Origin of the sequence: Streptomyces sp. SCSIO 75703, assembly GCF_036607905.1 — a bacterium.
Lineage (GTDB): Bacteria > Actinomycetota > Actinomycetes > Streptomycetales > Streptomycetaceae > Streptomyces.
Window position 1 is genome coordinate 3,836,719 of the sequence record NZ_CP144555.1, and the last position, 22,930, is coordinate 3,859,648.

At 73.9% G+C, this 22,930-nt stretch carries 21 protein-coding genes and 1 riboswitch; of the genes, 12 read left to right on the forward strand and 9 right to left on the reverse strand.

Going from position 1 to position 22,930, the window contains the following annotated elements; all coding sequences use genetic code 11:
- Window positions 1–128 precede the first annotated feature (128 nt).
- The 3 genes from VM636_RS16865 to VM636_RS16875 all read right to left on the reverse strand — a co-directional run bounded on the left by VM636_RS16865 (window position 129) and on the right by VM636_RS16875 (window position 3,441).
- Window positions 129–629 (reverse strand): hypothetical protein, encoded by a 501-nt coding sequence (locus VM636_RS16865; protein WP_030419503.1) that lies wholly within the window; start codon window positions 627–629, stop codon window positions 129–131.
- A gap of 689 nt (window positions 630–1,318) precedes the next feature.
- Complete coding sequence (locus VM636_RS16870) at window positions 1,319–2,698, reverse strand: M1 family metallopeptidase (RefSeq protein ID WP_053914032.1); 1,380 nt, start codon at window positions 2,696–2,698, stop codon at window positions 1,319–1,321.
- A 167-nt stretch (window positions 2,699–2,865) separates the two neighbouring features.
- Window positions 2,866–3,441 carry a TerD family protein gene (locus VM636_RS16875; RefSeq protein ID WP_030419501.1) on the reverse strand — a complete coding sequence of 192 codons (576 nt, stop codon included), beginning with the start codon at window positions 3,439–3,441 and terminating at the stop codon, window positions 2,866–2,868.
- 209 nt (window positions 3,442–3,650) lie between these two features.
- Here VM636_RS16875 and arfB point away from each other — a divergent pair, with 209 nt between their 5' ends.
- Window positions 3,651–4,079 (forward strand): alternative ribosome rescue aminoacyl-tRNA hydrolase ArfB, encoded by a 429-nt coding sequence (gene arfB / locus VM636_RS16880; protein WP_030419500.1) that lies wholly within the window; start codon window positions 3,651–3,653, stop codon window positions 4,077–4,079.
- 13 nt (window positions 4,080–4,092) lie between these two features.
- Here arfB and VM636_RS16885 read toward each other — a convergent pair whose 3' ends face one another.
- Entirely contained in the window at window positions 4,093–4,611 is a 519-nt protein-coding gene (locus tag VM636_RS16885) for a flavin reductase family protein (RefSeq protein ID WP_030419499.1), read from the reverse strand.
- Between the two features lie 376 nt (window positions 4,612–4,987).
- Between VM636_RS16885 and cdgB the strand changes: the two genes are divergently transcribed.
- Together cdgB and VM636_RS16895 are read left to right on the forward strand one after the other, a co-directional pair.
- A complete protein-coding gene (gene cdgB / locus VM636_RS16890; RefSeq protein WP_030419498.1) occupies window positions 4,988–6,643 on the forward strand; it encodes a diguanylate cyclase CdgB in 1,656 nt (551 codons plus the stop codon).
- A gap of 145 nt (window positions 6,644–6,788) precedes the next feature.
- Entirely contained in the window at window positions 6,789–7,712 is a 924-nt protein-coding gene (locus VM636_RS16895; protein ID WP_030419497.1) for a CBM35 domain-containing protein, read from the forward strand.
- Between the two features lie 72 nt (window positions 7,713–7,784).
- On the opposite strand, the gene VM636_RS16900 is transcribed toward VM636_RS16895, so the two are convergent.
- The 3 genes from VM636_RS16900 to VM636_RS16910 all read right to left on the reverse strand — a co-directional run bounded on the left by VM636_RS16900 (window position 7,785) and on the right by VM636_RS16910 (window position 10,969).
- Window positions 7,785–8,711: a 1-phosphofructokinase family hexose kinase gene (locus VM636_RS16900; protein WP_030419496.1), complete on the reverse strand. Its 927-nt coding sequence runs from the start codon at window positions 8,709–8,711 to the stop codon at window positions 7,785–7,787.
- Between the two features lie 141 nt (window positions 8,712–8,852).
- Window positions 8,853–9,998, reverse strand: a complete 1,146-nt coding sequence (nagA, locus tag VM636_RS16905) for an N-acetylglucosamine-6-phosphate deacetylase (protein ID WP_338485020.1) — start codon at window positions 9,996–9,998, stop codon at window positions 8,853–8,855.
- Window positions 9,998–10,969: an ROK family protein gene (locus VM636_RS16910; RefSeq protein WP_199809355.1), complete on the reverse strand. Its 972-nt coding sequence runs from the start codon at window positions 10,967–10,969 to the stop codon at window positions 9,998–10,000. Before VM636_RS16910 ends, nagA begins: the two co-directional genes overlap by 1 nt.
- Before the next feature lie 106 nt (window positions 10,970–11,075).
- Here VM636_RS16910 and VM636_RS16915 point away from each other — a divergent pair, with 106 nt between their 5' ends.
- The 3 genes from VM636_RS16915 (at window position 11,076) to otsB (ending at window position 13,599) form a co-directional block, all read left to right on the forward strand.
- A complete protein-coding gene (locus VM636_RS16915; protein WP_338485024.1) occupies window positions 11,076–12,341 on the forward strand; it encodes an extracellular solute-binding protein in 1,266 nt (421 codons plus the stop codon).
- 95 nt (window positions 12,342–12,436) lie between these two features.
- Entirely contained in the window at window positions 12,437–12,688 is a 252-nt protein-coding gene (locus VM636_RS16920; protein ID WP_053914033.1) for a DUF3263 domain-containing protein, read from the forward strand.
- 35 nt (window positions 12,689–12,723) lie between these two features.
- Window positions 12,724–13,599 carry a trehalose-phosphatase gene (otsB, locus tag VM636_RS16925; RefSeq protein WP_030419492.1) on the forward strand — a complete coding sequence of 292 codons (876 nt, stop codon included), beginning with the start codon at window positions 12,724–12,726 and terminating at the stop codon, window positions 13,597–13,599.
- Window positions 13,600–13,675: 76 nt separating this feature from the next.
- On the opposite strand, the gene VM636_RS16930 is transcribed toward otsB, so the two are convergent.
- Complete coding sequence (locus VM636_RS16930) at window positions 13,676–15,079, reverse strand: trehalose-6-phosphate synthase (protein ID WP_338485027.1); 1,404 nt, start codon at window positions 15,077–15,079, stop codon at window positions 13,676–13,678.
- A gap of 144 nt (window positions 15,080–15,223) precedes the next feature.
- Here VM636_RS16930 and VM636_RS16935 point away from each other — a divergent pair, with 144 nt between their 5' ends.
- The gene (locus VM636_RS16935; protein ID WP_030419490.1) at window positions 15,224–15,985 is read left to right on the forward strand and encodes a hypothetical protein; all 762 of its coding nucleotides are present in this window, start codon (window positions 15,224–15,226) and stop codon (window positions 15,983–15,985) included.
- Between the two features lie 21 nt (window positions 15,986–16,006).
- On the opposite strand, the gene VM636_RS16940 is transcribed toward VM636_RS16935, so the two are convergent.
- A complete protein-coding gene (locus tag VM636_RS16940) occupies window positions 16,007–16,951 on the reverse strand; it encodes a glucosyl-3-phosphoglycerate synthase (RefSeq protein WP_053914061.1) in 945 nt (314 codons plus the stop codon).
- Between the two features lie 131 nt (window positions 16,952–17,082).
- A riboswitch (SAM riboswitch) is annotated at window positions 17,083–17,230 on the forward strand.
- Between the two features lie 18 nt (window positions 17,231–17,248).
- Here VM636_RS16940 and thrC point away from each other — a divergent pair.
- From thrC to VM636_RS16965, 5 genes are all read left to right on the forward strand, one after another.
- On the forward strand, window positions 17,249–18,547 hold the full coding sequence (thrC, locus tag VM636_RS16945; RefSeq protein WP_338485029.1) for a threonine synthase: 1,299 nt from the start codon (window positions 17,249–17,251) through the stop codon (window positions 18,545–18,547).
- A 95-nt stretch (window positions 18,548–18,642) separates the two neighbouring features.
- Window positions 18,643–18,918: a MoaD/ThiS family protein gene (locus VM636_RS16950; protein WP_030419487.1), complete on the forward strand. Its 276-nt coding sequence runs from the start codon at window positions 18,643–18,645 to the stop codon at window positions 18,916–18,918.
- A 440-nt stretch (window positions 18,919–19,358) separates the two neighbouring features.
- Window positions 19,359–19,562 (forward strand): cold-shock protein, encoded by a 204-nt coding sequence (locus tag VM636_RS16955; RefSeq protein ID WP_004929928.1) that lies wholly within the window; start codon window positions 19,359–19,361, stop codon window positions 19,560–19,562.
- A 326-nt stretch (window positions 19,563–19,888) separates the two neighbouring features.
- The gene (gene groL, locus VM636_RS16960) at window positions 19,889–21,511 is read left to right on the forward strand and encodes a chaperonin GroEL (RefSeq protein WP_030419486.1); all 1,623 of its coding nucleotides are present in this window, start codon (window positions 19,889–19,891) and stop codon (window positions 21,509–21,511) included.
- A 257-nt stretch (window positions 21,512–21,768) separates the two neighbouring features.
- Window positions 21,769–22,908, forward strand: coding sequence for an NADH:flavin oxidoreductase (locus tag VM636_RS16965; RefSeq protein WP_338485038.1), 1,140 nt, complete (start codon window positions 21,769–21,771; stop codon window positions 22,906–22,908).
- The last annotated feature ends 22 nt before the right edge of the window (window positions 22,909–22,930 follow it).

Sequence of the window (22,930 nt, forward strand, 5' to 3'; positions counted from 1 at the left end):
GGGAGGTGCCGGGCGCGGCGGGTGGCCCCCGCCCGTGCGCCGCGCTCCGCCCTCGGGGGTGCCGGGCGGTGCGCCCCGGGCCGCGGCCGGGGCGTGCCGGGCGGTGCGCCCCGGGCCGCGGCCGGGCGTCAGGGCAGGCGGGGGAAGCGGGCCTGGAGGGTCCAGACGACCGGGTTCTCCGCGAGGTCCTCGTGCAGGTCGGTGAGGTCGGCGAGCAGGTCGTGGAGGAAGTCCCGGGCCTCCCGGCGCAGGCCGGAGTGGGGGAAGGAGAGCGGTGGTTCGCCGGCCGGCAGCCACTCGGCGTCGATGTCGACCCAGCCGAAGCGGCGCTCGAAGAGCAGGCGGTCGGTGGACTCGGTGAAGTCCAGTTCGGCCCGCTGCGGCCGGGCGGCGCGGGAGCCCGCCGGGTCCCGGTCGACGTGCTCCACGATGTCGCACAGCGCCCAGGCGAAGTCGAGCACCGGCACCCATCCCCAGGCCGTGGCGATCTCCCGGTCCGCCTCGGTGTCGGCGAGGTACACGTCCCCGCAGAACAGGTCGTGCCGCAGCGCGTGGACGTCCGCGCGGCGGTAGTCCGTCTGCGGGGGGTCCGGGAAGCGGTGGGAGAGGGCGTAGCCGATGTCGAGCACGGGGAGATGGTGTCACGCCGTGCCGCCCCGGCCGCGGGCCGGTGCCCCGCCGAGGCCCACCGCCCCGGCGCGTGCCGCGGGCCCCGCCGTCGGCCGCTGCCGCGTCGGCGGCCGGTGCCGGGCGGGGGCGGCTGCCCCGTGCCGTGTCCCGGGCTCCGCCGTGCTGCGAACCGCCGCGCCTCGGTGCGCGGTCGCGCCGGGGCCGGTGTCCTTGCCCCGGGGCGGGTGCCCGGTCGGGCCCCGGGTCGGTGCCGTGCAGGGGGCCGGTGCGGTGCCGTCGGTGGTGGTGCCGGGCCCCGGGCCGCCGCCGCGCCGGGGTGCCGTACCACGCGCGGTGCCCGCCGTCGGGTGGGTCACCGCCGTCGGCCACCGCCGGGTCGGTCACCGCCGTCGGCCGGCCGGTGCGGGGGCCGGGGGCCCGTCCCGTACTGCGGGCGCCGGGTGCCGAGTGCTGTCGCGCCGGGGCCGGTGTCCTCGCCCTGGGGCGGGTGCCCGCCGCGCTCCGCCCGACCGTGCCGCGGGCCGGTGTCGTACCGGGGCCCGGGCGGAGCGTGGCGGGTCGTCGCCGCTCGCCCCCTTTCCGGTCACCGCCGCTCACCCCGCCGCCGGCAGGCGCCGCGTCTCGGGCGATGCCCTGCCGGCCACCCCTGCCGGCCGGGGGCGTGCCGTTCGCCGGCGTGCCCGGGGTGTCAGGGGCGGGGTGGGGTGCCCGAGCCGTGGAGCCATTCCCTCCACAGGGGCGTGAAGTCTGTTCCCGGGGCGGACTTCTCGACGTACGCCGTGAAGTCCGCGGTGTCCGCGTTGCCGTGGCGGTGGGCCGCCGCCCAGCCGCGCAGCAGGGCGCGGAAGGCGTCGTCGCCGACGGTCCGCCGGACGCGGTGCAGGACCATGGCGCCGCCCTGGTAGACCGGGCTCTCGAAGAGGTGGGCCGCGTCCGGCGGTTCGGCGGGCGGGAAGGCCCACAGGCCCTCGCCGGTCGCGTAGAAGGTGTCGAAGGTGTGCTGGGCGCTGTCGCCGCCGTGGTCCTCGTCCCACAGCCACTCCGCGTAGGTGGCGAAGCCCTCCGCGAGCCACACGTCCGCCCAGGTCTTCGGCGTGACGGAGTTCCCGTACCACTGGTGGGCCAGTTCGTGCACGAGGGTGCGCAGGTCGGGGGCGCCCGCGAAGTAGGGCCGGGTCTGCGTCTCCAGCGCGTACCCGGCGTCGCCGGGCCGGTCGACGATCGCGCCGGTGGAGGAGAACGGGTACGGCCCGAAGAGGTCGCCCGCCCACTCCATGATCTCGGGAACGCGGCCGAGGACGGCCTTGCCCGCCGCGGCCTGCTCCGGGTCGACGGCGGTGAGCACGGGCAGCCCGTCACGGGTGGTGGTGCGGGTGACGTCGAAACGGCCGATGGCGACGGTGGCCGCGTGGCTCGGCATCGGCTCCGCGCTGTGCCAGGTGGAGGTGGTCCGGCCGCCCTCCGTGCGCTCGCTGGTCAACTCCCCGTTGGAGACGGCCCGCAGGCCCTCCGGCACGGTGACGGTGAGGTCGTAGGCGGCCTTGTCGGAGGGGTGGTGGTTGCCGGGGAACCAGGCCATCGAGCCGGTCGGTTCGCCCAGGCCGACGGCGCCGTCGGCGGTGTGCAGCCAGCCCTCCTCGGAACCGTCGTGGTCGGTGATCGTCACCGGCTCGCCGGAGTAACGGACGGTCACCCGGAAGGTCGCGCCGCGGCGGAGGCCGTCGCGCGGACGGACGGTCAGTTCCTGGCCGGCGCGGCTCCAGCGGGCGGTGCGGCCGTCGACGGTGACCTCCTCGACGGTGAGGCCGTCGAGGTCGAGGTCGAACGCGGAGAGCGCCTCGGTGGCGCGGGCGGTGACGGTCGCGGTGCCCGACAGGTGCCGGCGGGCCGGGTCGTAGTCGAGGACGAGACCGTAATGGCGTACGTCGTAACCGCCGTTGCCCGCCTTCGGGAAGTACGGGTCGCGCAGCCCCGGGCCGCCGGGCGTGCCGTGGACGCCGCTGCCGCCGCATCCGGCGGCCAGCGCGGCCAGCGCCGCGGCGAGGACGAACGGAGGGCGAGGGCGCACGCCGTGATCCTAGGCCCCGGTCCGGAGCCCGGCGCCCCGCGCCGCGCGGGCCCGCGCGGCCACTCGGGTACGGACCGGACGCGGCCCCGCCGGGACGCCCGCACGGGCCGGACGCGCCGCGCGGGCCCCCGTCGGACGTGCCGGGAGCCCGCGCGGCGGACGGGGCGTCAGACGTTGACGCCGAAGTCCTGGGCGATGCCGACCAGACCCGAGGCGTACCCCTGGCCGACCGCGCGGAACTTCCACTCGGCGCCGTTGCGGTACAGCTCGCCGAAGACCATCGCGGTCTCGGTCGCGGCGTCCTCCGACAGGTCGTAGCGGGCGATCTCGCTGCCGCCGGCCTGGTTGACGACGCGGATGTAGGCGTTGCGCACCTGGCCGAAGTTCTGCGAACGGGCCTCGGCGTCGTAGATGGAGACCGGGAAGACGATCTTGTCGATGTCGGCCGGCAGGGCGGACAGGTTGACGTTGATCGACTCGTCGTCGCCGGCGCCCTCGCCGGTGCGGTTGTCACCGGTGTGGACGATGGTGTTGTCCGGCGTCTGCTTGTTGTTGAAGAAGACGAAGTGGGCGTCGGAGTAGACCTTGCCCTCCGCGTTGACCGCGATGGCGGAGGCGTCGAGGTCGAAGTCGGTGCCGGTGGTGGTGCGGACGTCCCAGCCGAGGCCGACGGTGACCTCGGACAGGCCCGGAGCCTCCTTGGTGAGCGAGACGTTGCCACCCTTGGACAGGCTTACAGCCATGGTGTGGGAGTCCTTTCCCTCGTTTGCTTACGGCACGAAAGCTACAGCCACCTCCATGAACGACGTGAGGGGTCCGCAAGGTTCCGGCTCTTCCGGCCTTCTTCGCCGGGCACGCCGGGGCCCGCGGCACGGGGCGCGGCGGGGCGGGGTGACGGGGCCGACGCGGATATCGGGGTGACGCCGGGCGGGTGACGAGGGACCATGGACACATGTCCGGTCCCTACGTCGTCCGCGGTTCCGTCTCGTTGCCCGAGGCCGAGCTGGTCTGGCGTTTCTCGCGTTCCTCGGGGCCCGGCGGTCAGCACGTCAACACCACGGACACGCAGGTGGAGCTGCGCTTCGACCTGGCTCGCACCGAGGCCCTGCCCGAGGTGTGGAAGGCGCGGGCGCTGGAGCGGCTGGCGGGGCGGCTGACCGACGGGGTCGTCACCGTGCGCTCCGCCGCGCACCGTTCGCAGTGGCGCAACCGGGAGGCCGCCGCCCTGCGCCTGGCCGCGCTGTTGGCGGAGGCCACGGCGCCGCCGCCCCGGCCGCGCCGGCCCACCCGCGTCCCGCGCGGTATCAACGAACGCCGGCTGCGCGAGAAGAAGCAGCGGTCGCAGACCAAGCGCGGCCGTTCCCCGAAGGGCTGGGAGTGAGGGCGCCGGCCGCTCAGCCCAGGTGCCGGTAACGGCCCCGGAAGTACATCAGCGGGCCGCCCTCCGCGCTGGGCACCCGCGCGGTCAGCACCCGGCCGATGACGAGGGTGTGGTCGCCGGCGTCGACGCGCTGCTCGGTGCTGCACTCCAGGGTCGCCAGCGCCCCGCCCACCAGCGGTGCCCCGGACGCCTCGCCCCGGCTGTAGGGGATGTCCTCGAAGAGCAGCCGGTCGCTGATCCGGCCCCGCATGGCGAAGCGGCCGGCGATGTGCCGCTGGCTCTCGGAGAGCACGGAGACCGCCCACAGCGGCTGCTCGGTGAGCAGGTCGTCCATGCGGGAGCCCGAGCGCAGGCTCACCAGGACCAGCGGCGGTTCCAGGGACACCGACATGAACGCCGTGGCCGTCATCCCGGCGTCCTCGCCGAGCGGCGCCCGGGGGTCGTCGGGGTCCAGCGGCGGCTCCTGGGCGGTCACGAGGACCACGCCGGAGGAGAGCCGGGACATGGCGGCACGGAACTCGTCGTTGCTCACTCCGCCAGCATGCCCGGAGGCGGGGGAGGGCAACGAGGAGGCGGCGACGGTGGCAGGGGGAGTGTTCGGCACACCATCACGCTAATCGGCGCCGCGCGCGCCCCGCATCGGGCCCCGGGACCAGGCCGGTCCTAGGACCGTGGCCGGAGCCCCGCTTTCTCCACAAGTCGTCCGACGGGTTGGCCGCGATGCGTCGAAAACACGGATACACCACCCAATTGTTCAGGTTTCGTTGTGACTTGAGTCACAAGGGGCGGTAATTGTTGACCCTGTGTACCGAGTGGGCAGCGCGCTGTGATTCAGTGGCGGAAGCTGGTAGGACGATACGCCGAAGAGAACCCTTGATTCACTGCGAGGTCTCGGGGGGAGGGCGAGGATGGAGACCGAGTCGGAGCCCTACGTCCGTCTTGAGTCCCTGCGGCAACTGCACCGCGTCATGGCGGAGATGAACACGGCCCGCAGTCTGGCCGACACCCTGCAGACCGTCGCCGACGGCGTGGTCGACGCCCTCGGGTACGCGCTGGCGTGTGTCAACCTCGTCCGTCCCGACGGCGACCTCGTCGTCGCCGCCTTCGCCGGCGACCAGGCCGCCGAGGCCCTCATCACCGGCCGCGTCGGCTCCCGCGCCTCCTGGGACCGCCGCCTGACGATGGGCGAACGCTGGGGCGACCTGGTCTTCATCCCGCACACCGAGGGCTGGGTCCTCGACGACGACGACGTCCCCCAGTGGTACACCGACGGACCCGAACCGCGTTTCGCCGACGAGTGGCACCCCTCGGACCGGCTCTTCGCCCCCATGTACGCGCCCGGCCCGCAGGGCGGCGGCACCAGCGGCAAGCTGGTCGGCGTCCTGTCCGTGGACCGCCCGCGCAACGGCCGCCACCCCGGCGCCTGGGGCCGCGAGGCGCTCCAGATGTACGCCTTCCAGGCAGCCATCGCCATCAGCAACGCCCACCTGCGCTCCAACATGCAGCGCGCCCTGGTCCGCCTCGAACGCGACCAGCAGGCCCTTCGCGCGAGCGAGGAGAGCTTCCGGCAGGCCTTCGAGTACGCCCCCTCCGGCATGGCCATCGCCGAGATGGGCGGCGACCAGCACGGCCGCATCCTGCGCACCAACGACGCGCTGTGCCGGCTGCTCGGCCGCCCCGCCTCCGCGATGCGCCGCTACGCCTTCTCCGACCTGGTCCACCCCGAGGACATCGGCACCCTGCTGCGCACCTCCGCCGAGGGCGGCCGGGCCGAGCTGCGCCTCGGCCGCCGCGACGGCACCTACGTCTGGGTCTCGCTGCGCAACAGCGTCGTCGCCGACGCCGCCGACGGGCCGCGCTTCCTGCTCACCCACGTCGAGGACATAGAGGAGCGCAAGCGCCGCGAGCTCCAGCTCGCCCACCGCGCCTCCCACGACTCGCTGACCGGGCTGCCCAACTCCGCCGAACTGCGCGCCCGCCTCTCCGCCCGCCTGTGCCGCCGGCCCGGCTCCCCGCACGCCAGCGTGGCCGACATGCTCGATGCCGCCTACACGCGCCCCGGCCGCCGCGCCGAGGACCAGGACCTCGGCTACCGCGAGGACCCGGGACCGTACGCCCCCTACGACCACCACGTGCACGTCGTCGCCCCCGAGGGGGACGACGGCGCCAAGGGGCTCGCGGTCCTCTTCTGCGACCTCGACGGCTTCAAGTCGATCAACGACCGGTTCGGGCACAACGCGGGCGACGCCGTCCTCATCGAGGTCGCCCGGCGGCTCGGCTGCGGGGTCCGCGACGGCGACACGGTCGCCCGGCTCGGCGGCGACGAGTTCGTGATCCTCGCCGACGGGCTCGGCCAGGCCGACGCCGAGGACCTCGCGGTACGCCTGCGCAGCGAGATCATCCAGCCGATCCGGGCCGAGGGGCGGGCCGTCCGCGTGGGCGCCAGTTTCGGCATCGGATGGGCCCACTGCGGGATGACGGCGGACGAAGTGCTGAAGTCCGCTGACGAACGGATGTACGTCGAGAAACGATCTCGTCCCAAACAGCACCGGCGAGCCGGGTGATCCCCAGAACAGTGGGCGGGTACGGCCCGATTTCACCCCTGCCCACCGGCCCTGAGGGGTACCCCCGATCGAGCGAATGGTGCCACCGGGGAAGGTAGGCTCGGCCTCTCACCGCCCGCACCGCACCTGGTTAGGAGACCTAGGGATGACGCCCGGCAACAACGGCGCGAGCACGCCCGAGGACGACGACCCGTTCGGCTACCTCTACGCCGACGGGCAGGCCAACGGGGCCCAGCCGCCGTCCGGTGGCTACGGCTACCCGAACTCCGTCAACCGGGTGCGCCCCGTCGGCACACGGCAGTACGGGGCACCGCAGGCCCAGGCCCCTCAGCAGCAGGGCGTCTACGGCCAGCCCAACGCCCACTACGCCGCACCCGAGACCGTGCCCGGCGCCCCGGGCCCGCAGCAGCAGGGCCGGGCGGGCGGCGGGGGCCGCGGCCGGGGCCCCAACACCAAGGGCCTGCTGATCGGCGCCGTCGCCGTGGTCGCGGCGGTCGTCGTCGGCATCGCGGTCGCCATGGCGAGCAGCGGCGACAAGGACGACGGCAAGGGCGGCAACGAGGCCGGCGCCACCGCGCCCGCCCAGCCCGAGACCGGCGAACCGTCCGCCACCGCCACGGAGGAGGGGAAGAAGGACGACGAGAAGGCGGAGCTGCCGGCCTCGGACGCCAAGGCCCTGCGCCTCTCGCCCGGCCTCTCGACCGCTTCGGACACCCAGGGCGCCCAGGCCGAGGGCGGAGTCTACGTGGCCGGCTTCAACCAGGTCGGCGCCAAGGTCACCTGGACCGTCGACGGCATCAAGGACAAGGGCTCCTACCGGCTGTACGTGCGCTACGGCATCCCCGGTGTGGACGCCAACGCGACGCTCGTGGTCAACGGCAAGGCCGATTCCCGTCCGCTCAACATGCGGAACTTCGCCAATTCGCCCGAGGGCGACTGGGAAAAGGGATGGCAGAGCACCTGGGCCAACGTGAACCTGAACGAGGGCACGAACACGATCGAGCTCGCGTGCAACGAGGGCAACCAGTGCGACCTCAACCTGGACCAGTTCTGGCTGAAGCCCGGCTAGGGTCTTTCGTGCGGATCAGGCCGGACCCCGCGAGCCCGGCGTGATCCACACGAAAGGCCCTGGTGACCTGACTCACCCCGCCTCCGGTGTCACCGTGACGCCGGAGGCGAGCAGGTTCTCGTAGGCCGCGCGGTCGAACTCGCCGGCCGCGGGGGCGAGGACCGTCGCCGCGGACAGGGCGAGCGCGCGGGCCAGCCGGTCCGGCCAGGGCAGGCGTTCCACCAGGCCGGACAGCAGCCCCGCGACGGCGGAGTCGCCGGCGCCGGTCGGGTTGCCGGCCAGCCGGGCGGGCGGGGCGGCCCGCCAGCGGCCCTCCGGGGTCACCGCGAGCAGCCCCTCGGCGCCCAGTGAGGCGACGACCGCGTGGGCACCGCGCCGCCGGGCGGACTGGGTGGCCCGCAGCGGCTCGTGCGCACCGGTCAGCTCGGCCAGCTCCTCGGCGTTCGGCTTGATCAGGTCGGGGCGGGCGGCGACGCCCCGGCGCAGCGGTTCCCCGCTGGTGTCGAGCAGCACCGGCACCCCGGCCGCGCGGGCGGTGCGCACCAGGCCGGCGTAGGCGCCGACCGGCAGGCCCGGCGGCAGGCTGCCGCACAGGGCGACGGCGTCCGCGCCGCCGAGCAGCCGCTCGTAGGCGCGCTGGAAGGCGTCCCACTCGGCGGGGGCGACGGCCGGTCCGGGTTCGTTGAGCTGGGTGGTGTCGCCGGTGCGCCGGTCCACCACGGCGATGGTGCGGCGGCTGGCGCCCTCGGTGGGCACCAGCGCGTCCACGAGCCCCGGCACGGCGGCGAGCCCCTGCCGCACGAGGTGTCCGGTGGTGCCGCCCGCGAAGCCGGTGACGGTCGTCTCGTGGCCGAGGGCGGCGAGCACGCGGGCCACGTTCAGCCCTTTGCCGCCGGGGCGCTCGATGACCTCGGTGACGCGGTGGGAGGCGTGCGGGCGCAGGTCGGGGACCCGGTAGGTGAGGTCCAGCGCGGTGTTCAGCGTGACGGTGAGAATCACCTGTGCCGACCTCCCCCGTCCGCCGGACGCACGGCGCCCGCCCGGTGCGGCCGCCGGACACGATCATGCCAAACGCGCGCCGGGCGGCCCACCCCGCGGCCGTGTGCCCTACGCCCTTCGGGGGGCGGAGTCGCGGACGGATCAGCCCAGTTGGGGATCGACCACCCATTCGCCCCGGCGCATGACGCCGACCAGGTCGAACTCCTCGTCCAGCACCACCAGGTCGGCGTCCTTGCCGGGCTCCAGCGAGCCGACCCGGTCGGAGAGGCCGAGCAGCCGCGCGGGGTTGGCGGAGATCGCGGCGACCACGTCGCCGACCGGCAGCCGGTCGACCGTCACGGCCCGTTTGAAGGCGCGGTCCAGGGTGAGCGTGGAGCCGGCGATCGTGCCGCCCTCCACCAGCCGGGCGACGCCGTCGGCGACCTCGACCTCCAGCGGGCCGAGCATGTAGCGGCCGTCGCCGAAGCCGGCCGCGTCCATCGCGTCGGTGATGAAGGCCACCCGGTCGGCCCCCGCGTGGTGGAAGGCGAGCTGGAGCGAGGCCGGGTGCAGGTGGGTGCCGTCGTTGATCAGCTCGACGGTGACCCGCTCGTCCTCCAGGAGGGCGGTGATGGGGCCCGGGGCGCGGTGGCCGAGCGGCGGCATGGCGTTGAACAGGTGGGTGGCGACCGTGGCGCCGGCGTCGATGGCCTGGAGCGTCTGCTCGTAGGTGGCGTCGGTGTGGCCGACGGCCGCGATGACGCCGTGCTCGGCGAGGAGCCGCACGGAGTCGAGGCCGCCGGGGAGTTCCGGGGCGAGGGTCATCATCCGGGCGTGGCCGTGCGCCGCGTCGATCAGCTTGCGGACCTCGGCCGGGTCGGGGTCGCGCAGCAGCCGCTCCTCGTGGGCGCCCTTGCGGCACGGGGAGATGAACGGCCCCTCGAAGTGGATGCCGGCGATGTCGCCCTGCTCGGCCAGTTCGGCGAGCACCCCGGCGTGCCGGGTGAGGAAGTCCAGGTCGCTGGTGACGGCGGAGGCGACCAGGGTGGTCGTGCCGTGCAGGCGGTGGGTGTGGACGCCCCGGAGGATCTCCTCGGCGGGCCCGCCGGCGAAGGAGGCTCCGCCGCCGCCGTGGTTGTGCAGGTCGACGAAGCCGGGGACCACCCAGTGGCCGCCGGCGTCGAGGATCCGCGCGTCGGCGGGGGCCGTCGCGGCGATCCGCGTGCCGTCGACGATCACGCGGCCGTCTTCCACGGTCCCGGTGGGGAGCACCACCCGGGCGCCGGCGAGAACCTTGCTGGGGGCCATCAGGTGGTTACCTCCGGGGACGTCAGGGTGTGGGTGGCGGGCGGTGCGGTGGTGGCGTGGAGCAGGTCCCAGGCCATGAGGCCGGCGCCGAGGCAGCCGGCGTTGTCGCCGAGGGCCGCGGGGACCAGTTCGGGCAGGCGCTGGAAGGTGACGCGGCGCCGGACGGCGTCCCGCAGCGGCGTGAACAACGTTTCCCCCGCCTCCGCGAGACCGCCACCGATGATCAGGACGCGCGGGTCCAGCAGGGTGAGCGCGGTGACCAGTCCGTCGGCGAGGGCGTCCACGGCGTCCTGCCAGACGCGCCGGGCGCGCTCGTCGCCGGCCACGACGGCCGCGGCGCAGTCGGCGGCGTCCGCGTCCGGGCCGCCGCCGGCCTCGGCCCACGCCTGGCTGACCGCCGACGCGGAGGCGTACCGCTCCAGGCAGCCGCGCTGGCCGCAGGGGCAGGGGGCGCCGCCGGGGCGGACCACGATGTGACCGATCTCGCCGGCGAAGCCGTGCGCGCCCGCCTCGACCCGGCCGTCGAGGCCGATCGCCCCGGCGATGCCGGTGCCCAGCGGCACGAAGAGGAACCGGTCGGCGCCCCGGCCGGCCCCGATCCGCCCCTCGGCGAGACCGCCCGTGCGCACGTCGTGGCCGAGGGCGACGGGGATGCCGCCGAGCCGTTCGGCGAGGAGCGCCCGCAGCGGGACGTCGTGCCAGCCGAGGTTGGCGGCGAAGACGGCGGTGCCGCTCTCCTCGTCGACGATCCCGGGGACGGCGACGCCGGCCGCGCGGGCCGGTTCGCCGAAGCGGTCGGCGCCGTGGGCGCGCAGCTCGGCGGCGAAGTCCAGGATGCCGGCGACGACCGCCTCGGGCCCGCGGTCGCGGCCGGTGGCGCGACGGGCCTCGTGGAGCAGTTCGCCTCCCGGCCCGGCCAGGGCGGCCTTCATCCCGGTGCCGCCCACATCGAGGGCGATGACATGTCTCACGGGGGACAGTGTGACCCGTTGACCCGCGAGAGGTCTAGTCCACTTACGTGGTGTAGACCTTAATCCGTTAAACGAACATGACGGCCGGCAGGTTGGGGCAGGTACGGTGCAGCGGCGTAGGACTGGAACGATCGCGGTGGTGTCCGCACTGGGCATGACGGCGGTCCTCGGCGGCTGCGGGCTCTCCGGCGACTCCGGGGACGTGACCCTCAGGCTGGTCGCCGCCGACTACGGCGACACCAAGGCCAACAGCTCCCGGATCTACTGGGAGGACCTGGCCCGCGCCTACGAGGCCGAGCACCCCGGCGTGCGGATCGAGGTGTCGGTCCACTCCTGGAACGACGTCGACCGCAAGGTCCGCGAGATGGTCGACGCCGGGGAGGCCCCCGACATGGCGCAGATCGGCGCCTACTCGGACTACGCCGCCAAGGACCTGCTCTACCGGGCCGACGACCTGCTCTCCATCCCCGTGCAGGCCGACTTCGTCTCCCAGCTCGCGGGCGCGGGCCAGGTCCGCGGGGTGCAGTACGGCATGCCGTTCGCGGCCTCCACGCGCGTGCTCTTCTACAACAAGGCCCACTTCGAGAAGGCTGGCATCGCCCCGCCGAAGACCTGGGACGACCTGGCGCGGGCCGCCGGGGCGCTGAAGGCGGAGGGCGTCACGTACCCGTACGCCCTGCCGCTCGGCCCCGAGGAGGCGCAGGCCGAGACCATGCAGTGGATGCTCAGCGGCGGGGGCGGCTACACCGACACCAACGGGACGTACGCCCTCGCCTCCCCGGAGAACGTCGCCACCTTCACCTGGCTCAAGGAAGAGCTGGTCGACAAGGGCCTCACCGGGCCGGTCGCCCCCGGCAAGCTCAACCGGGCCGACGCCTTCGCCGCGTTCGCCGATGGCAAGGTCGGCATGCTCAACGGCCACCCGTCGCTGATGAAGATGGCGGCGAGGAAGAACGTGGAGTTCGGCATGGTGCCGACCCCCGGCATCGAGGGCGAAAGCCGCAGCACCCTCGGCGTCAGCGACTGGATGACCGCCTTCAAGCGGAACGGCCACCAGGAGGAGATCGGCGACTTCCTCGACTACGTCTACGGCAGCGAGAACGTCCTCGGCTTCTCCCGCGAGTACGACCTGCTCCCGGTCACCGGCTCCGCCTCGCAGATCATGGGCGAGGCCGAGGAGGACAAGGACCTGCGGCCCTTCCTGGACGAACTGCTCCTCTCCGAGCTGTACCCGGTCGGCAAGTCCTCCTGGGCCTCGGTCAGCGCGGAGGTCAAGAAGCGGATCGGCCAGGCGGTCGCCGCCGGCGGGGACCCGGCGGAGATCCTCGCCGGCGTCCAGGCGACCGCCGTCCGCACGGAGAGCGGCCACTGAGCGGGCGCGGCCCGTCGGCGCCGCCGCCGGCCCGGCGGGGCGTCCGGAGCGGGGTTCGCCCGCCGCTGTCGGCGGTGGGGGTTACCGTGCCGGGCATGGACCACGAGCAGGACGAACGGGCCGGGGAGCCCGGCCGGCGGGAACGGGACATCCTCGCCCTGGAACGCCGGGGCTTCCCCGGCCCCGGCGCGAAGGAACGGGCGATCCGCGAGGAACTGGGCCTCGCCCCGGTCCGCTACTACCAGCTCCTCAACGCCCTCCTGGACGACCCCCGCGCCCTCGCCCTGGACCCGGTGACGGTCAACCGGCTGCGCCGGGTGCGCGACGCCCGCCGGGCGGAACGCTGAGGTTGCCGGGGCGCCCCGCGGGATAGGTTCGCCGTATGGGCAGCCACACGGACTCCACCCCCGACCCCTTCGGCCCCGGCGCGCTGCCGGAGCCCGCGACGAGCGCCGGCCGCGCGGGCCTCGACGCGCTCCTCGCCGACCCCGGCCACGCGGTGATCGCCCTCGACTTCGACGGCACCCTCGCCCCGATCGTGCCCGACCCCGACCGGGCCCGCGCCCACCCCGGCACGGTGCCCGCGCTCGCGGCCCTCGCCCCCCGGGTGGCCTCCGTCGCGGTGATCACCGGCCGCCCGGCCGAGGTCGCCGTCGCCCACGGCGGCTTCGCGGACGTGCCCGGACTGGAACACCTCGTCGTCCTCGGCCACTACGGCGCCGAACGCTGGGACGCCGCCACCGGCACCCTCACCGCCCCCGAGCCCCACCCCGGCGTCGCCGCGGTCCGCGCCGCGCTCCCCGGCGCACTGGAGCACGCCGGGGCCGCCGAGGGCACCTGGATCGAGGAGAAGGGCCACGCGGTCGCCGTCCACACCCGCCGCGCCCCCGACCCGCAGGCCGCCTTCGACGCCCTCGACGGCCCCCTCGCCGCCCTCGCCGCCCGGCACGGCCTGATCGTCGAACCGGGCCGCATGGTCCTGGAGTTGCGCCCGCCCGGCATGGACAAGGGCGTCGCCCTGCGCGAGCACGTCCGCGCCACCGGCGCCGCCTGCGTCCTGTACGCCGGCGACGACCTCGGCGACCTGCCCGCCTACGCCGCCGTCGACGAACTGCGCGCCGCCGGCACCCCCGGCCTGCTGGTGTGCAGCGGCAGCGACGAGGTCACGCGGCTGCGCGAGCGCGCCGACGTGGTCGTGGACGGACCGGCCGGCGTCGTCGCCCTCCTGCGCGCCCTCGCGGACCGCCTCGCGCCCTGACGCGCCCGTCCGGCCGGGCGGACCCGCCCGCGCGGGCCGCGGGGGCGGGTCCGGGCCGCGCCCGTCCGGGCCCCGCTCAGCCGCGCAGCGCCTCCAGTTGCTCCAGGAACCACCGCGCCGGGGGCAGCGCCGTCGCCGCGGCGGCCAGCCGCCCGGTCCGCTCGGCGCGCTCCGCCGGGTCCGTCGTCAGCGCCTCGTGCAGCGCCCGGGCGGTCCCCGTCACGTCGTACGGGTTGACGGCGAGCGCGTCCCGGCCCAGTTCCTCGAAGGCGCCCGCCTCCCGGGACAGGACCAGCACGCACCCCTCGTCGGAGACGACCGGCACCTCCTTGGCGACCAGGTTCATGCCGTCGCGGATCGGGTTGACCAGCGCCACGTCGGCCAGCCGGTAGGCCGCCAGGGACCGCGCGAAGTCGTCCTCCACGTGCAGCAGGACCGGCGTCCACCCCGGCGTCCCGAACGTGTCGTTGATCTCCCGCGCGACGCGCTCCACCTCGGCCGTGTACTCCCGGTACACGGCGAGGTCCTGCCGCGAGGGGTAGGCGAAGGCCACGTGCACGACCCGCTCGCGCCACTCGGGCCGGTCGGTCAGCAGCCGCCGGTGGGCGAGCAGGCCCCGCACGATGTTCTTGGACAGCTCGGTCCGGTCCACCCGCACCACGGTCCGCCGCGGCCGGCCCTCCGGGTCCGTGCCGATCTCCGCCCGCAGCGCCGCCATCCGCTCGCCGACGTCCGCCCGGTGCGCGCGCTCGCGCAGGAACCCGGCGTCCGCGCCGAGTCCGTGGACCCCGATCCGGGCCGTCCCGGTCCCGCCCGTCACGGCCTCGCAGCAGGCGGTGAAGGCGTCCGCCCAGCGCCGGGTCAGGAAGCCGAGCCGGTCGGCGCCGAGCATCCCGCGCAGCACCTGCTCGGCGATGTCGTCCGGCAGCAGCCGGAAGTAGTCCACCGGCGCCCACGGGGTGTGCGAGAAGTGGCTGATGCGCACGTCCGGCCGCAGCGCGCGGAGCATCCCGGGCACCAGCGTCAGGTGGTAGTCCTGGACGAGCACGGCCGCGCCCTCGGCGGCCTCCGCGGCCAGCGCCTCGGCGAAGGCCCGGTTGTACGACTCGTAGGAGGCCCACTGGCGGCGGAACTCCGCGTCGAAGGCCGGTTCCAGCGGTGTCTGGTACAGCATGTGGTGGACGAACCAGAGCACCGAGTTGGCGATCCCGTTGTACGCGTCGGCGTGCACGTCGGCCGGGACGTCCAGCATCCGCACGCCGTCCTCGCCCACCCCGCGCCGGACCGCCTCGCGGTCGCCGTCGCCGAGCGCCGAGCACACCCACAGCGCCCCGGCGTCCGGGCCGATGGCCGACAGTCCGGAGACCAGTCCGCCGCCGCCCCGTCGGGCGTGCAGCGAACCGTCTTCGCGCACCTGGTAGGAGACCGGCCCCCGGTTGGAGGCCACCAGCACCTGAGCAGCACCGAAGCGTGAAGCCATACGCCTCAACCTAGCCACGCCCCGGGGGCCTCAAACGTGGCCGGGCGCCCCCGCGCATCGATTCCGTCACACCGCTTGTGTGCGTGGCGTGAAAAGCCTGAGGATATGCGGTGCATATTTTCATCATCGTGGGGGGTGGGCGGCATGCCCGTGCACAGACGGGTCCGAGGCGGCCGGGGGGCCGTCGCCGCGGCGGCCGTGACGGCGGTGTCCGCACTGGTCCTGGCCGGCTGCGGGGGTGGCGGCGGGAGTGCGGCGGCGGACGCCCGTCCGGCCACCGCGTCCGCGACGCCGGCCGCGCGGACGCCGGAGCCAGCCCAGGCACCGGAGCCGGCGGAGACCTCCGAGACGCCCGCGCCCACGCCGGCCGTGGAGACGCTCGCGGACCAGACCGGCGCCACCGTCGGCACCGCCACGGCCGCCGCCCGCTCGGCCGGCCTCGACTACGCCGTCTACCTCCAGGGCACCGGCCTCTCGCTGGACGGCGGCGGCACGCGGGCCTCGTCCTGGGGCGCCGGCGAGAGGGTCTGCGGCCAGGTCGACGACCCCGAGGACGCCAACCCCGCCTACGACGTGGCGTTCACCGTCCCGCGTGACGGCCGCGACTGCGCCGGGAAGGCGCTGTACACGCCCCCGCCGCCCCGGCCCGCGGCCCCCGCCACGACAGGCGGCACCGGCGGCTCCACGGGCGGCACGACCGGCGGCTCCACGGGCGGGACCACCGGCGGCTCCGGCACCACCCGGAACTGCGCCCTCACCAGCCCCGCGGGCAACTGCTACGCCGACGGCCAGTTCTGCGCCAACCGGCACCACGGCATGAGCACCTACGGGCGCGGCGGCGAGTACCTGACCTGTCAGCGCGACGGCGCCGGACGCTGGCGCTGGTCGGACGGCGTCCCTGGCTGATCCCCGGGCCCGGCCGGGGCCTCAGGCCACTTTCCGGGCCGCGTACTCCGCGATCTGCTCCATCGGCGGCCGTTCCTCGGTGTCCACGGGGTGAGTGCGCGGCTCGAAGCCGCCCTCACCCCGCTCGAACTGGGTGAGGGACGGCCGCACCAGGTGGCCGCGGGCCAGCCGGAGCTGGGCGGTGCGGTAGATCGCGGCGGACATCCGGCCGAGCGCCCGCCCATCCTGGTGGCGGTGGTGGCGCACCCCGACGTCGACCTGCGCGAGCGCGTCCAGCCCCACCAGGTGCAGCGCGTCGACCAGCATGCCCAGCTCGACGCCGTAGCCGACCGGGAAGGGCAGCCGCTCCAGCAGCGAGCGGCGGGCCGCGTACTCGCCGCCCAGCGGCTGCACGAAGCCGGCCAGCAGCGGCCAGTGCAGGTTGAGCAGCGGACGGGCCACCAGCTCGGTGACCCGGCCGCCCTGACCGGCGGCGGTGCCCAGCGGACGGTCGTACATCGCCTTGACCAGGTGCACGTCCGGGTCGGTCAGCAGCGGGCCCACGATGCCGGTGACGAAGTCGGCGGAGAACTCGCGCAGATCGGCGTCGACGAAGCACACGATGTCACCGCCGGTCACCAGCAGCGACCGCCACAGCACCTCGCCCTTGCCGGGCACCGCGGGGATGCGCGGCAGGATGGCGTCGCGGTGCACGACCCGCGCGCCCGCCGCCGCGGCCACCGCCGACGTCCGGTCGCGGGAGCCGGAGTCGACGACCACCACCTCGTCGACGAGCGGGCAGCGCTCCATCAGTTCGCGGCGGATCACCCGCACGATCTCGCCGACCGTCGCCTCCTCGTCCAGCGCGGGGAGCACGACGCTGACCGACTGGCCCCCGGCGCGTTTGGCGGCCACGAGCTGCCGGAGCGGGCGGTCGGCGACGGACCACGAGCGGGCGCTCAGCCAGCGCTCGACTTCTTCCAGCACGGTCGGTGGCTCCTTCGTGATCCATCTCGCGGTACGGACGACGGTCTCGGCCGTCATGGCCTTCGGTTACAGTCTTGAACAACGCGGACGACCCTCGCATGCCGGGGTCGCCACCGCCGACAACCGCATACCGCTCATCCAGAGGGGCAGAGGGACACGGCCCGATGAAGCCCCGGCAACCCTCCAGTCGGTTCTTGTCACGCAGACGTGGCGAGGCTCCCGGCTCGGGAAGGTGCCAATTCCGTCTCACGGCGAAACGCGTCGTGGGGAAGATGAGGAGAAAGGGCCTCGCCTCACATGGCTGTGCAGACCGTCGAAAGCGCCAACGCCGCCACCCCTGCCGCCGGTTCGGTCGACCTCGGTCCCGCCGCCGCGCTCTCCTGCCGCGAATGCGGCCACAGCGTCCCGCTCGGCCCGGTCTTCGCCTGCGAAGAGTGTTTCGGACCGCTGGAGATCGCCTACGACTTCGCCGGCCTGGACGCCGGGGAACTGCGCCGGCGCATCGAGTCCGGCCCCGCCAGCATCTGGCGCTACGCCCCGCTGCTGCCCGTCCCCGCCGACGTGGCCGGCAAGCCCAACCTCAACCCGGGCTGGACCCCGCTCGTGCGGGCCGACCGCCTCGCCGCCGAACTCGGCGTCACCGGCGGGCTGTTCGTCAAGGACGACTCCGGCAACCCGACGCACTCCTTCAAGGACCGCGTCGTCGCCCAGGCGCTGGAGGCCGCCCGCGCCTTCGGCTTCACCACCCTGTCCTGCTCCTCCACCGGCAACCTGGCCGGCGCCGTCGGCGCCGCCGCCGCCCGCGCCGGACTGCGCTCGTGCGTCTTCATCCCGCACGACCTGGAGCAGGGCAAGGTCGTCATGGCCGCGGTCTACGGCGGTGACCTCGTCGGCATCGAGGGCACCTACGACGACGTGAACCGCTTCTGCTCCGAGCTGATCGGCGACCCGGCCGGCGAGAGCTGGGGCTTCGTCAACGTCAACCTGCGGCCCTACTACGCCGAGGGCTCCAAGACCCTCGCGTACGAGATCTGCGAACAGCTCGGCTGGCGCGTCCCGGACCAGATCGTGGTCCCGATCGCCTCCGGCTCCCAGCTCACGAAGATCGACAAGGGGCTGCGCGAGCTGATCTCCCTGGGCCTGGTCGAGGACCGGCCGTACAAGATCTTCGGGGCGCAGGCCGAGGGCTGCTCGCCGGTGGCCGCGGCCTTCAAGGCCGGACACGACGTGGTCCGCCCGCAGAAGCCGGACACCATCGCCAAGTCCCTCGCCATCGGCAACCCGGCCGACGGCCCCTACGTCCTCGACATCGCCCGCCGCACCGGCGGCGCCGTGGAGGACGTGACCGACGCGCAGATCGTGGACGCGATCCGGCTGCTCGCCCGCACCGAGGGCGTCTTCGCGGAGACCGCCGGCGGCGTGACCGTCGGCGTGACCCGCAAGCTGGTCGAGAGCGGCGTCCTCGATCCCACCCTGACCACCGTCGTGCTCAACACCGGCGACGGGCTCAAGACCCTGGACGCGGTGGCCGACACCGGCCTGACCGCCACGATCCGCCCCAGCCTGGAGTCGTTCCGCGCGGCCGGCCTCGGCTGAGCCACCGCCCCGCCGTCCCCTCGTCGTCGGGCGGCGGGGGCTGGACGCGCAGCTCCCGCGCCCGTCGGTCCGCCACCCCTTCCGGAGGTTCCCCCGTGAGTGTCACCGTCCGCATCCCCACCATCCTGCGCCCCTACACCGGGGGCCGCGCCGAGGTCAGCGCCGAGGGCGCGACCCTCGCCGAGGTCATCTCCGACCTGGAGAAGAACCACACGGGCATCGCCGCCCGCGTCCTGGACGACCAGGGCAAGCTGCGCCGCTTCGTGAACGTCTACGTCGACGACGACGACGTCCGCTTCGAGCAGGGGCTGGAGACGGCGACCCCGGACGGCGCGGGCGTCTCCATCATCCCGGCGGTCGCCGGCGGCTGACCGACCCTGGCCGTTACCAAAGGTAATGGCGGTGACCCGCCGTGCGCGGGACCTGCCCCCTCCGTGAGAGAAGCGGAGGGGGCAATTCCATGGGGTTGAGCACGGTAGAGTTGGGGAACGCGGTCTCCTCCGACGGTTCGGGGACCCTGAATTCCTGCCGTACGCCCGACAAGATGCAGCCAAAGTCTGGGCGGCATTCGCGGCTTTTGTGGCCTTTGTGTGGCCCGACTTGACCGGAATTCAACCGAATTCTCGCCACTTTCCTGGCCCGGCGCGTCCAGATTTCTCGTCCGATTGACCTGTTGCAGACGGCAGTTGGGCAGATACATTCGGCCGCGGTCGACGCGTTCCGGCGCACGCCCCCAAGCACGGGGGGTGAGGTCTGACCCGGGTCCGCGAAGTGCGGATCTGTGCAAGGGCCAGTAATAGGGGAGTTAGGCATGGCTCAGGGCACCGTCAAGTGGTTCAACGCGGAGAAGGGGTACGGCTTCATCGCGGTCGACGGTGGTGCGGATGTTTTCGTCCACTACAGCGCGATTCAGATGGACGGCTACCGCACCCTCGAAGAAGGCCAGCGGGTCGAGTTCGAGATCTCGCAGGGTCAGAAGGGCCCGCAGGCCGACATGGTCCGCCTCAGCGCCTGAGACGTACGGCCACCGAAAGCGAACGGTTCTTCTCCGAAGGGCCCGCACCCCACGGGGTGCGGGCCCTTCGGGCCGTCCCGGGCGGGGGCTCCCCGGTGTTCGCGGGCGGCGGAGCCGGGCCGCGGATCGCCCGGAGGCGCTTGCACTCGGCAGGGTCGAGTGCTAATCATTGCGTTAGCACTCTGAAGGTGAGAGTGACAACGAGGACCGGGTCGGTGAGGCCCGCGGGCCGGGTGGGGAAGGAACCACGAGGCACGCGAGCCGTCCGTCGCGGGCGCGGGCGCGGTCCGAAGGAATCACCCCCAGTCCTGGAGGGACCACTTCACATGGCCAAGATCATCGCGTTCGACGAGGAGGCACGGCGCGGCCTCGAGCGCGGCATGAACCAGCTCGCGGACGCCGTCAAGGTGACGCTCGGCCCCAAGGGCCGCAACGTCGTCCTCGAGAAGAAGTGGGGCGCCCCCACGATCACCAACGATGGTGTGTCCATCGCCAAGGAGATCGAGCTCGAGGACCCGTACGAGAAGATCGGCGCCGAGCTGGTCAAGGAAGTCGCCAAGAAGACGGACGACGTCGCCGGCGACGGTACGACCACCGCCACCGTCCTCGCCCAGGCCCTGGTCAAGGAGGGCCTGCGCAACGTCGCCGCGGGCGCCAACCCGATGGCCCTCAAGCGCGGTATCGAGAAGGCCGTCGAGGCCGTCTCCGCCGCCCTGCTGGAGCAGGCCAAGGACGTGGAGACCAAGGAGCAGATCGCCTCCACGGCCTCCATCTCCGCCGCCGACACCCAGATCGGCGAGCTGATCGCCGAGGCCATGGACAAGGTCGGCAAGGAAGGCGTCATCACCGTCGAGGAGTCCCAGACCTTCGGTCTGGAGCTGGAGCTCACCGAGGGTATGCGCTTCGACAAGGGCTACATCTCGGCGTACTTCGCCACCGACATGGAGCGTATGGAGGCCGTCCTCGACGACCCGTACATCCTGATCGCCAACTCCAAGATCGGCAACGTCAAGGACCTGCTGCCGCTCCTGGAGAAGGTCATGCAGTCGGGCAAGCCGCTGCTGATCATCGCCGAGGACGTCGAGGGCGAGGCCCTGTCGACCCTGGTGGTCAACAAGATCCGCGGCACCTTCAAGTCCGTCGCCGTCAAGGCCCCGGGCTTCGGCGACCGCCGCAAGGCCATGCTCGGCGACATCGCCATCCTCACCGGCGGCGAGGTCATCTCCGAGGAGGTCGGCCTCAAGCTGGAGAACGCCACGCTGGACCTGCTGGGCAAGGCCCGCAAGGTCGTCATCACCAAGGACGAGACCACCATCGTCGACGGTGCCGGCTCGGCCGACCAGGTCCAGGGCCGCGTGAACCAGATCCGCGCCGAGATCGAGAACAGCGACTCGGACTACGACCGCGAGAAGCTCCAGGAGCGCCTGGCGAAGCTGGCCGGCGGCGTGGCCGTCATCAAGGCCGGTGCCGCCACCGAGGTGGAGCTCAAGGAGCGCAAGCACCGCATCGAGGACGCCGTCCGCAACGCGAAGGCGGCCGTCGAGGAGGGCATCGTCGCCGGTGGCGGCGTGGCCCTGCTGCAGGCCTCCCAGGTCTTCGAGAAGCTGGAGCTCCAGGACGACGAGGCGACCGGCGCCAACGCCGTGAAGCTCGCGCTGGAGGCCCCGCTGAAGCAGATCGCCGTCAACGGTGGTCTCGAGGGCGGCGTCGTCGTGGAGAAGGTCCGCAACCTCCAGGTCGGCCACGGCCTGAACGCCGCGACCGGCGAGTACGTCGACATGATCGCCGAGGGCATCATCGACCCGGCGAAGGTGACCCGTTCCGCGCTGCAGAACGCCGCCTCCATCGCCGCGCTGTTCCTCACCACCGAGGCCGTCATCGCCGACAAGCCGGAGAAGGCCGCCGCGCCGGCCGGCGGCGGCATGCCGGGCGGTGACATGGACTTCTGACCGGACCCGTCCGGTCGCGTCCCGCGCATCCGAGGGCGGCATCCCCTGTTCCGGCAGGGGGTGCCGCCCTCGCGCCGTCTTCGGACCCGGGCGCGGCCCAAGGGGACGGTGGCGCCGGGGAGTTGGATGTGCCGGGGATCACACGGGGCGGTGCCGGAGCGCGGAATGCCCGCGCGGGACGGCCGGTTGTCCCGGACGCGTGCGATGCATGCGCGCGCACATACCCGCCGGTACTCCCTCGACCGAGGAGCCCCCACGTGACCGCCACCGCCCCCGAGGCGTCCGAAGCCGCCGCCCGCGCCGCCCGGCTGCTGGCCCGCCCCGTCACCCTCAACGGGCTGACCGTCCCCAACCGCATCGCCATGGCGCCGATGACCCGCATGTTCTCCCCGGACGGCATCCCCGGCGAGGACGTGCTCTCGTACTACGCGCGCCGCGCCGCCGCCGGTGTCGGACTCATCGTCACCGAGGGCACCTACGTCGGCCACCCCTCCGCCGGGCAGAGCGACCGGGTGCCCCGCTTCCACGGCGAGGAGCAGCTCGCCGGCTGGGCCAGGGTCGCCGAGGCCGTGCACGCGGCCGGCGGCACGATCGTGCCGCAGCTCTGGCACATCGGCATGGTCCGCGAGCAGGGCGACCCGCCCTTCGCCGACGCCCCCGCCGTGGGCCCCTCCGGCCTGCGCATCGGCGAGTCCGTGCCCACCGGCCGGGAGATGACCCGCCAGGACCTCGACGACGTCGTCGGGGCGTTCGCCGAGGCCGCCGCGGCTGCCGAACGCATCGGCTTCGACGGCGTGGAGATCCACGGCGCCCACGGCTACCTCGTCGACCAGTTCCTGTGGGCGGGCACCAACCGCCGCACCGACGCCTACGGCGGCGACCTCGTGGCCCGCACCCGCTTCGCCGCGGAGATCGTGGCCGCCGTCCGCGAGCGGGTCTCGCCCGGCTTCCCGGTGATCTTCCGCTACTCGCAGTGGAAGCAGGACGCCTACGACGCCCGCCTCGCCGGGACCCCCGGGGAACTGGACGCGCTCCTCTGCCCGCTCGCCGCCGCCGGCGTCGACGTCTTCCACGCCTCCACCCGCCGCTACTGGCGCCCCGAGTTCGACGGCAGCGACCTCAACCTGGCCGGCTGGACCAGGAAGCTCACCGGCAAGCCCGTCATCACCGTCGGCTCGGTCGGGCTCGAAGGCGACTTCGGCAAGGCGTTCCTGGGGGAGGGCGCCGCGGTCGGCAGCCTCGACAACCTCCTGGACCGGCTGGAGAACGACGAGTTCGACCTCGTCGCCGTCGGCCGGGCGCTGCTCCAGGACCCGGAATGGGCCGAGAAGGTCCTCGCCGGACGCTTCGGCGACCTGGCCCCGTTCGACGCGGCGTCACTGAAGACACTGAGCTGAGCGCGGTACGGGGCGGCGGCCC